12 protein-coding genes and 1 pseudogene are annotated in these 13587 nt (G+C 34.0%); 10 read left to right on the top strand and 3 right to left on the bottom strand.

The window, feature by feature from the left end; translation table 11 throughout:
- The first annotated feature begins 371 nt into the window (after window positions 1-371).
- The 6 genes from rplS to rlmF all read left to right on the top strand — a co-directional run bounded on the left by rplS (window position 372) and on the right by rlmF (window position 7585).
- Window positions 372-722, top strand: coding sequence for a 50S ribosomal protein L19 (gene rplS, locus ACFX5E_RS13185; protein WP_073207643.1), 351 nt, complete (start codon window positions 372-374; stop codon window positions 720-722).
- 281 nt (window positions 723-1003) lie between these two features.
- Window positions 1004-2227: an NADP-dependent isocitrate dehydrogenase gene (locus ACFX5E_RS13180; protein WP_379855620.1), complete on the top strand. Its 1224-nt coding sequence runs from the start codon at window positions 1004-1006 to the stop codon at window positions 2225-2227.
- A gap of 131 nt (window positions 2228-2358) precedes the next feature.
- The gene (locus ACFX5E_RS13175; RefSeq protein WP_379855619.1) at window positions 2359-4767 is read left to right on the top strand and encodes a TonB-dependent receptor; all 2409 of its coding nucleotides are present in this window, start codon (window positions 2359-2361) and stop codon (window positions 4765-4767) included.
- A 5-nt stretch (window positions 4768-4772) separates the two neighbouring features.
- Window positions 4773-5594: a DUF4249 domain-containing protein gene (locus ACFX5E_RS13170; protein ID WP_379855618.1), complete on the top strand. Its 822-nt coding sequence runs from the start codon at window positions 4773-4775 to the stop codon at window positions 5592-5594.
- 259 nt (window positions 5595-5853) lie between these two features.
- Window positions 5854-6516 carry a thiamine diphosphokinase gene (locus ACFX5E_RS13165; RefSeq protein ID WP_379855617.1) on the top strand — a complete coding sequence of 221 codons (663 nt, stop codon included), beginning with the start codon at window positions 5854-5856 and terminating at the stop codon, window positions 6514-6516.
- Window positions 6517-6613: 97 nt separating this feature from the next.
- A complete protein-coding gene (gene rlmF, locus ACFX5E_RS13160; RefSeq protein WP_379855615.1) occupies window positions 6614-7585 on the top strand; it encodes a 23S rRNA (adenine(1618)-N(6))-methyltransferase RlmF in 972 nt (323 codons plus the stop codon).
- A 147-nt stretch (window positions 7586-7732) separates the two neighbouring features.
- Here rlmF and ACFX5E_RS13155 read toward each other — a convergent pair whose 3' ends face one another.
- From ACFX5E_RS13155 to ACFX5E_RS13145, 3 genes are all read right to left on the bottom strand, one after another.
- Window positions 7733-9367 (bottom strand): ABC-F family ATP-binding cassette domain-containing protein, encoded by a 1635-nt coding sequence (locus ACFX5E_RS13155; protein ID WP_379855614.1) that lies wholly within the window; start codon window positions 9365-9367, stop codon window positions 7733-7735.
- A 213-nt stretch (window positions 9368-9580) separates the two neighbouring features.
- The gene (locus ACFX5E_RS13150; protein ID WP_379855613.1) at window positions 9581-10756 is read right to left on the bottom strand and encodes a GlmU family protein; all 1176 of its coding nucleotides are present in this window, start codon (window positions 10754-10756) and stop codon (window positions 9581-9583) included.
- A 171-nt stretch (window positions 10757-10927) separates the two neighbouring features.
- On the bottom strand, window positions 10928-11179 hold the full coding sequence (locus tag ACFX5E_RS13145) for a type B 50S ribosomal protein L31 (RefSeq protein ID WP_066077760.1): 252 nt from the start codon (window positions 11177-11179) through the stop codon (window positions 10928-10930).
- A gap of 240 nt (window positions 11180-11419) precedes the next feature.
- Between ACFX5E_RS13145 and ACFX5E_RS13140 the strand changes: the two genes are divergently transcribed.
- From ACFX5E_RS13140 to ACFX5E_RS13125, 4 genes and pseudogenes are all read left to right on the top strand, one after another.
- Window positions 11420-11953, top strand: coding sequence for a DUF4199 domain-containing protein (locus ACFX5E_RS13140; protein ID WP_379855612.1), 534 nt, complete (start codon window positions 11420-11422; stop codon window positions 11951-11953).
- A gap of 6 nt (window positions 11954-11959) precedes the next feature.
- On the top strand, window positions 11960-12919 hold the full coding sequence (locus tag ACFX5E_RS13135; RefSeq protein ID WP_379855611.1) for a glycosyltransferase family 2 protein: 960 nt from the start codon (window positions 11960-11962) through the stop codon (window positions 12917-12919).
- A 147-nt stretch (window positions 12920-13066) separates the two neighbouring features.
- Window positions 13067-13287, top strand: a pseudogene (locus ACFX5E_RS13130) (ORF6N domain-containing protein); the annotation flags it as partial.
- Window positions 13288-13293: 6 nt separating this feature from the next.
- Window positions 13294-13566, top strand: a complete 273-nt coding sequence (locus ACFX5E_RS13125; protein ID WP_379855622.1) for an ORF6N domain-containing protein — start codon at window positions 13294-13296, stop codon at window positions 13564-13566.
- Window positions 13567-13587: the final 21 nt, after the last annotated feature.

Here is a 13587-nt window from a genome sequence, read left to right as displayed (position 1 = left end):
GGTCAGGAGCAAATAAAGAACATTTATTCCATTCGAGAGAGAGGACTTTAAAGTCCTTTCTTTTGAAAAAATATCTTTATCTTTTCCCTAAAGTTGCATTAATTAGTTGAATCTAGTTAATTTAAATACCAAAACTATTGAAATTGTTAGATTATAAATTATATGATTAATAACCCTGATAAATTTGGATGTAAAATCTAATCTATCACTCTAATTGAAGTCTATTGAGACTGAAAACTGCGACTGCGACTGAACACTTAAAATAAAAGTTGTAAATTAAAACAAAAGTTGTATTTTTGCGCCCACATTAGTTTAACCTCTGGCGAGATCCGTGAATGTTGATTTAATGCAACCCATAATTAAAATATATCATGGCAGATTTAATGAAATTCGTTCAAGACGAATTCGTAACAAGAAAAGAATTCCCAGTTTTTGCAGCTGGAGACACTATCACCGTTTACTACGAAATTAGAGAGGGTGAAAAAACTAGAACACAGTTTTTTAAAGGAGTTGTTATTCAAAGAAGAGGTTCTGCTAATACAGAAACTTTTACTATTCGTAAAATGTCAGGCGCTGTTGGAGTTGAGCGTATCTTCCCAGTTAACTTGCCAGCTTTGCAAAAAATTGAAATCAACAAAAAAGGTGCAGTTCGTAGAGCTAGAATTTTCTACTTCAGAGAACTTACTGGTAAAAAAGCTAAAATTAAAGACAAAAGAAGATAGTCAACTGTCTCTTTACTATAAAATCCTCAACAATGTTGGGGATTTTTTTTTGGCACAAATTAAATTAGGTTTCTTTACTTTATTCTCCTCTTTTATGAGTTTTTATTTGACAAAAAAAAAATACTATATTTTTCATATTCTCTTTTAAAGAGGTTAAAAACAACAATTTGATAATTCAAATTAAACAAAAAAAGTTAATGTAAACGTATTTCCTTTTACGATAACGTTTTCTTATATTTGTAGCCACGTTTTAAAATAAATAAATTACACCTCAATACATTATGACAAAAATTAAAGTAGCCAATCCAGTGGTTGAATTGGATGGAGATGAAATGACACGAATTATTTGGTCTTTTATTAAAGAAAAACTAATTCTTCCTTATTTAGATTTAGACATTAAATATTACGATTTAGGAATTGAAAATAGAGATGCAACTAATGATCAAATCACTATTGATTCAGCAGAAGCAATAAAAAAATATAATGTAGGGATTAAATGCGCTACTATTACTCCTGATGAAGATCGTGTAAAAGAATTTGGTTTAAAGAAAATGTGGAAATCACCAAACGGAACTATTCGTAACATTGTAGGTGGTACCGTTTTCCGTGAACCAATTATTATGAAAAATGTTCCTCGTTATGTACAAGGTTGGACGCAGCCAATTGTTATTGGTCGTCACGCTTTTGGAGATCAATACAAAGCAACTGATACGGTTATAAAAGGAAAAGGGAAATTAACCATGACTTTTGTTCCTGAAGAAGGGGAAACAAAAACTTGGGAAGTTTACGATTATGAAGGTGATGGAGTTGCTATGGCAATGTACAACACAGACGAAAGCATTTATGGTTTTGCTCATTCTTCTTTCCAAATGGCTTTGACAAAAAAATGGCCATTATACCTTTCTACAAAAAATACGATCTTGAAAGCTTATGATGGGCGTTTCAAAGATATTTTTGAAGAAGTTTACCAAAAAGAGTATAAAACTCAATTCGTTGAAGCAGGAATTACTTATGAGCACCGTTTAATCGATGACATGGTTGCTTCTGTAATGAAATGGAGTGGTGGTTTTGTTTGGGCTTGTAAAAACTATGATGGTGATGTACAATCTGATACTGTTGCGCAAGGATTTGGTTCATTAGGATTAATGGCGTCTGTATTAGTAACTCCTGACGGAAAAACGGTAGAAGCTGAAGCAGCTCATGGAACTGTTACAAGACACTTTAGACAACACCAACAAGGAAAAGCAACTTCTACTAATCCAATTGCTTCTATTTTTGCTTGGACAAGAGGATTGGAACACAGAGGTAAATTAGACGAAAATCAACCATTAATTGATTTCTGTCATACCTTAGAACAAGTTTGTATCGACACTGTTGAAAGCGGAAAAATGACTAAAGATTTAGCTATGTTAGTTAAACCAGAAGGATTAACTGAAGCGGATTACTTAACTACTGAGAATTTCTTGGCAGCTATAAAAGAAAATTTAGATGCTAAATTAGCGTAATTTATCTTTTCCATACTTTACAAAAGACAACCCGAAACGGTTGTCTTTTTTTTATCTTAGCAATACATTAACAATTGTTAAACAAGAATTAACTTCCATTAGTTGAAATTTGCAAAATCAAAATCTAAGAAATGATTACTAAGAAAAATATTGTCTTTTTTATTCTTTTATTATCTTCTTTGGCTTCTTTTTCACAAGAAACAAACTTAAGCGAATTCCCGAAGCAAAAATTTACGCTAAGCGGAATCATAACAGATGCTAACAGTAACGAAACTTTAATTGGCGTAAACATCATTATCCCAGAGTTAAAAACTGGAGTTACAACTAATGAATATGGATTTTACTCCATTACTTTACCACAAGGAATTTACGCGGTTCAAATAAGCTATTTGGGATACCAAAACATTGAAGAATCCATAAATTTAAACCAAAACATAAAAAATAATTTCAAGTTATTTACTAATGAAACAGCTTTAAAAGAAGTTATTATTACCGATAATAAAACCAAAACTGATATTCGGAAACCGGAAATGAGCGTCAACAAACTCTCTATTTCCGCCATTAAAAAAATGCCAGTTGTACTTGGCGAAGTGGATGTTCTTAAATCAATCTTATTGCTTCCTGGTGTTACCAATGCCGGCGAAGGCGCTTCCGGATTCAATGTTCGTGGCGGCGGTGCAGATCAAAATTTGATTCTGTTGGACGAAGCAACTATATTTAACTCCTCCCATGTTTTTGGTTTTTTCTCTGTTTTTAATCCAGATGCGATTAAGGATTTAAAGTTATACAAAGGTGGAATCCCGGCTCGTTTTGGCGGAAGAGCTTCTTCTGTTTTGGACATTTATCAAAAAGATGGAAGTAGCAAAGGTTTTCATGTCAATGGAGGAATCGGATTAATCTCCAGTAGGATTTTGGTCGAAGGACCATTAGTAAAAGACAAAGGTTCTTTCCTTATTGGCGGTAGAAGTTCGTATGCGCATTTATTCCTGAAACTATCCGAAGAACAAAAAAACAACTCGGCCTATTTCTATGATTTGAACACTAAATTGAGTTACAAACTGAATCCAAATAACAACTTGTATTTATCTGGATATTTTGGGAGAGACGTTTTTAGCTTAAACAAAAGTTTCACTAATATTTATGGAAACTCCATTTTAAACCTGCGTTGGAATCATTTATTTTCGGATAAATTATTTTCAAATTTATCACTGATCTATAGTGACTACTATTATGGTTTAGATCTTGATTTTGTTGGTTTCAAATGGGATTCAGGAATCAAGAATTATAATATTAAATATGATTTCAAAAATTATATAACGGATTCTTTCAAATTGAATTATGGTGTAAATGCTATTTATTACGATTTTAATCCGGGAACAATCAAACCTTCTGATGCTAATTCCGGAATTAATTTTGATCAATTAGATAAAAAATACGCATTCGAACCCGCCTTATATATTAATGCTGATCATGAAATTTCGGATAAAATATCGCTTTCTTACGGAATTCGCTATAGCATGTTTTACCGTTTAGGACAATCAACCGTAAATATTTATGAAAATAACAATCCGGTAACATTCAATCCGGATTTACAGATTTATGAAAAAGCGACTCCTATTGGAACAAAATTCTATGATAACAATAAAGTTATTGAAAACTTTAATAATCTTGAACCCCGTTTTTCATTTGCCTATCAAATCAATGATGACCAATCTGTAAAAGCTAGCTACAACAGAATGGTTCAATATTTACAATTAATTTCGAATACCTCATCGCCTACTCCGCTGGATGTTTGGACGCCAAGTGATAATTTTATAAAACCACAAATTGCTGATCAGGTGGCTTTGGGTTATTTCAAAAATTTTAAAGACGGAATGTATTCTCTTGAAGTGGAAACGTATTACAAGAAAGTAAAAAACCGATTGGATTATATAGACGGAGCGAATTTAATAGCTAACAAAGCCATTGAACAAGTGATCCTAAACGGACAATTAAGATCATACGGATTAGAAGTGATGTTCCGAAAAAACGAAGGAAAATTTAACGGCTGGATATCTTATACCTTATCCAAATCTGAGCAGCAAACTCCGGGAAGAAAAGCTATCGAAACAGGAATTAACAACGGAGCATGGTACAATTCTGTCTATGATAAATTGCATAATATTGCCATTACCAGTTCTTATAATTTGAATGAAAGATGGTCTTTTGGAGCTAATTTTGCTTTACAAACCGGTCAACCAGTAACCTATCCAAACGGGCAATACGAATACTTGGGAATAAATGTACCAAGTTATGGCTTGAGAAATGAAAATCGTCTTCCTGCTTATCATCATCTCGACATTGCTGCAACATTGACACCGAGAAAAAATGCCGACAGAAACTGGAAAGGAGAATGGGTTTTTAGCATTTACAATTTGTATAACCGGAAAAATGCCGCTTCAATCAATTTCAGACAAAATACAGATACAGGTAGTAATGAGGCGGTAAAAACTTCCATTTTCGGAATAGTTCCAGCCGTTAGTTATAACTTCAAATTTTAATCATCATGAACAAAATAAAACCACTATTAGCTATTATTCTGGCACTCTTTCTAAATAGTTGTGAAGATGTTATTCCAGTAGATTTGAACACAGCTGCTCCAAAATTGGTTATAGAAGCATCAATAAACTGGAAAAAAGGAACATCAGGAAGCCAACAAAAAATAACACTAACCACAACGACTGATTTTTACAGCACTGGAATTCCAAAGGTTTCCGGAGCAACTGTCTCTATTAAAAACCGTTCTAATGTTATTTTTTATTTTGCTGAATCCGCAATAAAAGGAGAATATATCTGCGCTAATTTCTCCCCTGTTTTAAATGAGGTTTACACTTTAACCATCGTTACCAATGGCGCGACATATACCGCCACTGAATCATTAAAATCAGTCGCTCCGATAACTGAAATCATTCAAAATAATAATGGTGGATTTACAGGAAATTCAATAGAGATCAAAAGTTATTATTCTGATCCTGCTAATGAAACAAATCATTACCTGTATAAATACGTCTATTCAAACCAAATAAAATCTAATTTTTACGTCGATCAGGACGAGTTTTTTAATGGAAATAAATTCTTTAGTATTTCCCAAAATAACGATTTAAAAGTTGGCGACAAGATAGAAGTCACCCATTATGGCATTTCAAAAGCCTATTATAATTACATGAGCGTTTTGGTCAGCATTGCAGGAAATAATGGCGGAGGCCCGTTCCAATCTCCTCCCGCAACAGTTCGAGGGAATGTCATTAACACCACCAATTCTGCGGATTATCCATTGGGTTATTTTTCCCTTAGCGAAGTTGATATTAAAAATTACACGATACAATAAGGAGCTTTTTCCCGCTATTCATTGCAAACAAAAACAGGTTCTAAACAGTTTTCTAGCCCGTAAAAGGAGCTTCCTCCGGTCGCTCTTCTACTGACACAAAACTAAAGTTTAGAACCTGTTATGTTTTTCATTTCAAACGAAGTTCATTGAACTCCGATAAAAAAAACAGTATAGCAAACTAATCTGGGCTATTTCTTTAAGAGATAAAACGAGAACTTTTATCTACTTTTGCATCAGCAATCCTAAATCTTAAATCCTAATGTCCTCACATCACATCGTTCGCGACGACCAAGAACCAGCTTTAATAATTGCCAATGGCGCTGCCTGCCATCCGGAATTATTAGGACAATTATTAGAATGGTCTCCCTTGGTAATTGTATTGGATTCGGCCATGGAAAGAGTCATGGAATTAGACATCAAAGTCGATGTTCTTTTAGGAGATTTCGATCGAGGATTTGATCCGCAACAATACCAAACTTCACAATATCCTATAGAGATTGTTCACACACCAGACCAAGACAAAACCGACTTAGAAAAAGCATTTGATTATTTAATTCATCGAAAAATCCCGGCCGTAAACGTCGTTTGGGCAACCGGAAGAAGAGCCGATCATACCATTACCAATCTGACAAACATAGTCAGGTATCGCAATTTGTTAAAAATTGTTATTCTCGACGACCATTCAAAAATATTTTTGTTACCCAATAAATTCGAAAAATGGTACACGGCAAATACGCCCATTTCGCTAATTCCAATTGGCCATGTTACCGGAATTCATTCTGATAATTTATTTTATCCGTTAAAAGATGACAGCTTAACTATTGGTTACAGAACCGGAAGCAGTAATCATGTTACCAAAGACGGCATAGTAACAATAGAACATCAACAAGGTGATTTACTGATGATGGAATGCATGGATTGATTTTAAAAAACAAATTTACACTCTCCCTACATCTATTAGAAGCATCTTATATATTGCCAAAAAGAGATTGACTACCTTTGCATCCGAATTATAGAAAATGAAACCGAAAACAATTACCGAAAAGACTAATTTACATCCGAGAAATCTTGACAGATTTGGGTACGACTTTGAACGATTAATCAAAGACAATCCCGAATTAAAGAATTTCGTTGTTGTTAATAAACACAATCCCGACGCTTCGGGAGAAACTATCGATTTCAGTAATCCAGATGCTGTAAAAGCACTAAACAAAGGATTATTAATCAGTCATTATAACATCCAAGATTGGGACATTCCTAAAAATTATCTTTGTCCTCCCATTCCAGGCAGGGCTGATTATATACATTATCTCGCTGATTTATTAGCTTCAAGCAATAACGGAATCATTCCTGAAGGAGAAACAGTTCAAGGTTTAGATATCGGTATTGGTGCTAATTGTATTTACCCTATAATAGGTAATGCTACTTACGGCTGGAGTTTTGTAGGTACCGATATTGACGAAAATGCGATACAAAATTGCAAAAAAATCATTGCGGCAAACCAAAAGCTAATTGATCCGATTAGTTTACAATTGCAGACGGATTCCCGTTTTATTTTTAAAAATATAATCACTCCCGAAGACAAATTCACTTTCACTATTTGCAACCCTCCTTTTCATGCTTCGCAAGATGAAGCTACTAAAAGTTCGGTGCGAAAAATAAACAATTTAGAATCCCGAACCGGCGACACAAAAACTGAAAAACCCGTTTTGAATTTTGGCGGCCATAATGCAGAATTATGGTGCGAAGGCGGAGAATTAGGTTTTGTCACCCAAATGATTTACGAAAGTGCAAAATATCCAATGCAATGTCTTTGGTTTACTACTCTGGTTTCCAAAAGAGATAATCTGTCCAGTATTTACAAAACATTAAACAAAGTAAGTGCAGTGGAGATAAAAACCATCGATATGGCTCAAGGCCAAAAAACAAGCCGAATTGTAGCCTGGACTTTCCTGAGTGAAGCGCAACAAAAAGCCTGGAAGTTCGACTAAAAATTCCTATTTTGTTTAAGTATTTAATCCCACCAATCATTCTGATAGTCGGGAAAATCAATCTGTACCTATACTTTTTCCTATTATGCATTTAAAATGAAGCCATTAAAAACTTCCGTTATTAAATCAATAAAGATTCCGATAGAATTATTTCTCTATCTCTCGCATACTTTCCATTTTCTTATTAGCCAAGAAACCGGTTATATCTTCAAAATGTTCTACCACTCTCTTGTTTCCAAATTCGAAAACTTTGGTCGCCAATCCGTCAAGAAAATCACGATCGTGAGAAACTAGAATCAAAGTTCCGTCAAAATCCCGCAACGCATCTTTAATTATATCTTTGGTTTTCATATCCAAATGATTCGAAGGCTCATCCAGAATCAATAAATTAACCGGCTCCAACAATAATTTTATCATTGCCAAACGAGTTTTTTCTCCACCGGAAAGCACTTTTACTTTTTTCGTCACATCATCACCTTGAAACATGAAAGCACCTAAAATATCTTTAATCTTAGTTCTAACATCTCCAACTGCGATATCATCGATCGTTTCAAAAATCGTGGCATTTTCATTTAATAACGAGGCTTGATTTTGGGCAAAATAACCAATTTGTGCATTATGACCAATTTCTAAACTACCGCCGTTAATTTCAATCTCTTTCATAATGGCTTTGATCATCGTCGATTTTCCTTCTCCATTTTTCCCTACGAAAGCTACTTTTTCGCCTCTTTCAATAACGATATTGGCATCCTTGAAAACCACATGATCTCCGTATGATTTTGACAAATCTTTTACAATAACAGGATATTGACCAGAGCGTATTGCAGGAGGAAACTTTAATTTTAGTGCTGAAGTATCTACCTCATCAACCTGCACTATAACTAGTTTCTCTAACATCTTAACACGAGACTGAACCGCATCTGTTTTAGAAAACGTTCCTTTGAAACGGTCGATAAAAGTCCTGTTATCAGCAATCATGCGTTGCTGCTCATCATACGCTTTCTGTTGGTGTACGCGTCTGTCTTTTCTCAATTCCAGATAATGAGAATATTTAGCCTTGTAATCATAGATTCTTCCCATAGTAACTTCGATGGTGCGATTCGTAATATTATCTACAAAAGCTCGATCGTGAGAAATCACCACAACCGCTTTGGCTGAATTAATCAAGAAATCCTCTAACCATTGAATACTTTCAATATCCATGTGATTGGTAGGCTCATCCAGTAAAATTAAATCCGGTTTTTGCAAAAGGATTTTGGCTAATTCAATTCGCATTCTCCAACCTCCGGAAAATTCGGTCGTTTGACGGTCAAAATCTTCCCTAACAAATCCTAGACCAATTAGAATTTTCTCTACTTCGGCTTCATAATTTACTTCTTCAATCGCATAAAATTTCTCGCTTAAGTCAGAAACTCTTTCGATCAATTTCATGTATGCATCACTTTCATAATCCGTACGAATTGTCAATTGCTCGTTGATTTCATCAATTTCAGCTTTCATCCCAAAGATTTCACCAAAGGCTTTTGAGGTTTCTTCCATAACCGTTGCGCCATCAGTAGCCAATAAATGCTGAGGCAAATAAGCTACAACAGCATCTTTTGGTGCCGAAATATTACCGGTTGATGGTTTGCTTTGACCTGCAATTATCTTAAGAAGCGTCGATTTTCCTGCTCCATTTTTACCCATAAGTGCAATTTTATCATTCTCATTTATGGCAAAAGAAACATCACTAAAAAGTGTTGTTCCACCAAATTGCACGGAAATATCGTTAACTGTAATCATGTAGATTATAAGATTTTTAGATAATTAGATTATCAGATTTTAAAAGTGCAAAGATAGTTTAAATACATAATTAGACAATTTGCAGATTAGAAAGTTTTTAGGAATCTATAAAACTAAAATTGTCATTTCAAAAAAGGAGAAATCAAAAGTGAGATTTCTCCTTTGTCGAAATGACAAAATGGTATATTATTAAGAAATTAATCTAATATTGGACTATTCTTTTCTCCACTTTTTAGACTCTTCAAAAACATGTTCTAGAATAGCAGCTTCTCTATCGTCGAACTCAACATTTCTTCGTGACATTACCAGTCGAGCCGTTTCGAAAGCTTTTTTCGTGATATAAGTGGTAAAACCCGAAGCACCGCCCCAAGAAAAACTCGGCACAAAATTGCGAGGAAATCCGCTGCCAAAAATATTAGCGCTTACTCCTACTACCGTTCCGGTATTAAACATCGTATTAATTCCGCATTTACTATGGTCTCCCATCATCAATCCACAAAATTGAAGTCCCGTTTTAGCAAAACCTTCGGTTTCGTAACTCCACAATTTTACTTCTTCGTAATTATTTTTCAGGTTCGAATTATTACTGTCGGCACCAATATTACACCATTCACCAAGAACAGAATTTCCTAAAAATCCATCATGTCCTTTATTCGAATAACCAAACAATACCGAATTATTAACTTCGCCTCCAATTCTGGAATGCGGACCAACAGTTGTTGCTCCGTAGACTTTGGCAGCCATTTTAACAACCGCATTGTCGCACAAGGCAAAAGGGCCTCTGATTACAGAGCCTTCCATAATCTCAGCATCTTTACCTATATATATAGGACCTGTAGAAGCATTTAAAGTAACAAATTCTAATTTTGCACCTTCTTCAATAAATACATTTTCGGGAGCGATTACGTTAACGCTTTTTGGAATGGGTTGCGATCTTCTATCTTCGGTCAAGAATTCAAAATCTTCTCGTATTGCTGCATCATTTTTGAAAAAAATGTCCCAAGTATGTTCCACCGTTAAACAATCTTCATTGTATTCTAAAATCTCATAAGTATCGAAATCTACTTCTTCCTGCTCATCATTGGTGTAAAAGGCAATTACCTCATCACCTTTGAAAATAGCTTGATTTGGCTCCAGATTACTCACCATTTCAACCAATACATCGTTAGGCAGAAAGGAAGCATTTATCATTACATTTACTTCTAATTCTACCATTGGAAATTTTTCGGACAAATATTCCTCTGTCAATGTAGTTGTAGTAGAACCCAAACGCATTTCCCATTTTTGACGAATGGTCATAATTCCGATAAGAATATCCGCAACCGGACGAGTGAAAGTAAAAGGCAATAGGGCATTTCTGGAAGGTCCGTCAAAAAGTATGTAGTTCATAAAATTGTGTATTTGTTGATTCGGTTAGTTGTTGATTAAAAATTAATTCAAATAACGTCCCTTTTATAATATTGACTTCAAAGTTACAAAGTTTTCAAATAGATAAAAATAAAAAAAGCCTTCCGTCCCGAAGTGTCGGGAGGAAGGCAATATTTTAAAAAACAGCTTTTATTATTTAGCGTGTTTAGCGTATTTAGTTTTAAATTTATCGATACGTCCTGCAGTATCAATAAGTTTAGATTTACCTGTGTAAAAAGGGTGAGAAGTTCTAGAGATCTCCATTTTCACAACTGGGTATTCAACACCGTCAACTGTTAATGTTTCTCTTGTATCTGCAGTAGATTTAGTAATAAAAACTTCGTCATTTGACATGTCTTTAAATGCAACTAATCTGTAATTTTCTGGGTGAATTCCTTTTTTCATCTTGTTAATCTTTTTTATTTGTTAATTATAACTTGTCTTGAAGCTTTTCCTCTAACAGAAAAGGTATAAACTCATTATAACTTTTTGTTTTACATTATTATTTTGAGTTTGCAAATTTACAATTTTTTTCCAATAATCAAATCTTTGCATGACTTTTTTTATATAATCGTAAAAAGCGATTTTTATCCTCGAATATATTGGGAATTGTTATATTTGTGGATTAATCTTAAAACACGAACAATGATAAATGAAATCATAAAAAGAAATGGGGTCACCTATGGCATCATAACAGGCGTAATTTTATCTTTAATTACTGCTGCAATGTATGCAATAGACATCAATTTATTCATCGCTTGGTGGACAACTCTTTTAAGTTTTTCTGTTTTTATAATTGTTCCTATAATATTACTATCTCAAACAAAAAAAGAATTAAATGGTGTGTTTTTATTTAAAGAAGCTTTTACTACCTATTTTATTGCAGCAGTAATAGGCGTTTTGATTTCGGTTACCTTTAAAATTGTTTTATTTAATTTTATTGACCCTTCTGTAAAAGCTACTCTTCTTGACTTAACAATTAAATATTTAATTAATACCTCTGAAAGATTTGGAGTACCGGCTTCATCATTGAATGAAACCGTTTCAAAACTTAGAGAAACTGATCCATATTCAATCGTTGAACAATTGAAAGGATCTATTTTTACAATCTTTTTTTGCGGCATATTAGGATTGATTATGGCTGCATTTTTCAAAAGCAAATCTTCATCACAAGAATAAATAGTAATGAACTTATCTATACTCATACCGCTTCTCAACGAAGAGGAATCTCTTAAAGAATTGTACACTTGGATCATTAAGGTGATGCAAGAGCATAATTACACTTACGAAATCATTTTTCTGGACGATGGCAGCACAGACGATTCCTGGACTATTATTGAAGGATTTGCCCAAAAAAACCCACACGTAAAAGGGGTTCGTTTCATGAAAAATTTCGGAAAATCACAAGCCTTGCATGCTGGTTTTGCCAAAGCGCAAGGTGACGTAATCATTACCATGGATGCCGATTTGCAAGACAGCCCAGAGGAAATTCCTGGATTGTACGAAATGATTGTCAACGGTAAATATGATTTGGTTTCCGGTTGGAAAAAGAAACGTTACGATTCAGTGGTTGCTAAAAACCTGCCTTCTAAATTGTTCAATTGGGCAGCGAGAAAAACATCTGGTGTGGAATTGAATGATTTCAATTGCGGACTGAAAGCTTACAAAAATGTTGTGGTAAAAAACATTGAAGTATCCGGAGAAATGCACCGATACATTCCTGTTTTGGCTAAAAATGCCGGTTTTGGAAAAATTGGCGAGAAAGTGGTACAGCATCAAGCCAGAAAATACGGTGAAACTAAATTTGGAATGGAACGTTTTATCAATGGCTTCCTTGATTTAATTACCATTTGGTTTCTTTCCCGTTTTGGGAAAAGACCGATGCATTTATTTGGTGCTATGGGTTCTTTGATGTTTATTATTGGTTTTATATTAGCCGGATATATTGGTATTTCAAAACTATATCATATGTATAATGACATGCGCTATAATTTAGTAACCAGCAATCCTTGGTTTTATATCGCACTAACAACAATGGTATTGGGAACTCAATTATTTTTGGCCGGATTTCTTGGCGAAATAATTTTGAGAACAAAAAATAATGAGGAACGATACAAAGTTTCGAGTGAGGTGAATTTTTTATAATCCTCACCCCAACCCTCTCCAAAGGAGAGGGAGATGAAACCGAAAAGCATAAGTCGTCTAATAGTTTGAGGACACAATTTGTGAACTCAAAGAAAAACAAAAAGGCAACTTGATGACGAAATCTGCGTCCTCAAACATTAAAAAGTTATGGAAATAGAAGTTATACTAAATAAAATATTTGAGATTCGAGGCTGTAAAATAATGTTAGATTTTGATTTAGCTTTACTATATAACATTGAAAACAAACGATTAAAAGAAGCTGTAAGAAGAAATCCTAATCGTTTTCCAGAAGATTTTATGTTTGAACTTTCTAAAATGAGTATGATTCTTTAAGGACGCAATTTGCGACCTTAAAGAATGGAAGAGGGCAACATTTGAAGTATCTTCCTTTCGCCTTTACAGAACAAGGAATCGCAATGCTCTCTAGTGTATTAAATAGTGAAAAGGCAATAGAAGTAAACATTTCAATAATCAGAGCGTTTGTAACTTTTAGACAATTTTCACTAACATATAAAGAGCTAAAAGACAGAATAGTAGAAATAGAAAATCAATTTCCCGATATTTACAAAGCATTGAATTATTTGGTAGATAAAGACAATAGTACAAAAAATGAGATTGAGAGAAACAAAATTGGTTATAAAAACTGATTTTCAATGTAAATATTACTA

It is taken from the genome of Flavobacterium xylosi (assembly GCF_042787345.1).
Classification (GTDB): domain Bacteria; phylum Bacteroidota; class Bacteroidia; order Flavobacteriales; family Flavobacteriaceae; genus Flavobacterium; species Flavobacterium xylosi.
Note: the sequence above shows the minus strand (reverse complement) of the source record. Positions and strands in the feature narration are given on the sequence as shown.